Source organism: Nostoc sp. KVJ20 (genome assembly GCF_001712795.1).
Lineage (GTDB): Bacteria > Cyanobacteriota > Cyanobacteriia > Cyanobacteriales > Nostocaceae > Nostoc.
In genome coordinates this window covers 1-1,002 of the sequence record NZ_KV757850.1, presented here as the reverse complement: position 1 = coordinate 1,002, position 1,002 = coordinate 1, and the positions used below count along the sequence as shown (strand labels likewise).

Below are 1,002 nucleotides of genomic sequence, written 5' to 3'. Positions count from 1 at the left end.
CAATATTTTTTGGCGAAAGTCGAGGGAATATGGTTTCATTTTTACCCTTGAGTAGATGCACTGAATTTATCTTAATTAGTGTACTTTATTAGACTGGTAAACGCCATAGTAGAACTGCGAAAAAATCTTGTCAATCCCACCGCTACCAAGAACGTTCAAAAGCAATCGCAAGAAGTTTACAACTGGCTGCTTAAACCTATTGAGTCAGAATTGCAAAAAAGTGGCGTCGATACTTTAGTATTCGTTTTGGATGGGCCATTACGCAACTTACCAATGGCAGCTCTCTATGATGGTAAACAATACTTGGTAGAGAAATATGCGATCGCTCTGAGCGTGGGTTTGCAACTCCTCGATCCAAAACCGCTAGTGCAACAGCAGCTCAGAGCGCTAACCGCAGGACTGACTCAGCCACCGCCAGGATTTCCCAAATTTGCACCATTGCTTGCGATTAAATCTGAATTTGACGGCATTACCAAAGCTGGAGTTTCGACAACTAGCTTAGTGGATGGGGAATTTAAGAAAAAGAATTTAGAGAGTGAAATTAGTGCAACTTCATTCAACATAGTGCATTTAGCAACCCACGGTCAGTTTAGTTCCCGCCTTGAAGACACTTTCATTTTAGATTTTGATGGTCAGATCAATGTCAAGGATTTTGATACTCTCTTCCGCAGTCAGGGTAAAAGCATCGTAGAACTATTAGTTTTGAGTGCTTGTCAGACAGCATCAGGAGACAGCCGTGCAGCACTCGGTCTAGCAGGAGCAGCTGTACGAGCAGGGGCACGTAGTACCATAGCTTCCCTATGGCAAATTGATGATGAATCAACAGCAATGTTTGTGAGTGCCTTCTATCGAGAACTTAAGAGTGGAAAAATTACCAAAGCCGAAGCAGTCCACCGTGCCCAGCTACAACTGCTGAAACATCCCAACTACAGAGCGCCAAGCTTTTGGTCTGCCTATGTATTGATTGGCAATTGGTTGTGATTGGGGGATTGGGGACTGGGG

Annotated in this window: 1 pseudogene; it reads left to right on the top strand. The window is 43.8% G+C overall.

Annotated elements, in window-relative coordinates:
• Positions 1–105 precede the first annotated feature (105 nt).
• Positions 106–981: pseudogene (locus A4S05_RS38250) on the top strand (CHAT domain-containing protein); the annotation flags it as partial.
• Positions 982–1,002: the final 21 nt, after the last annotated feature.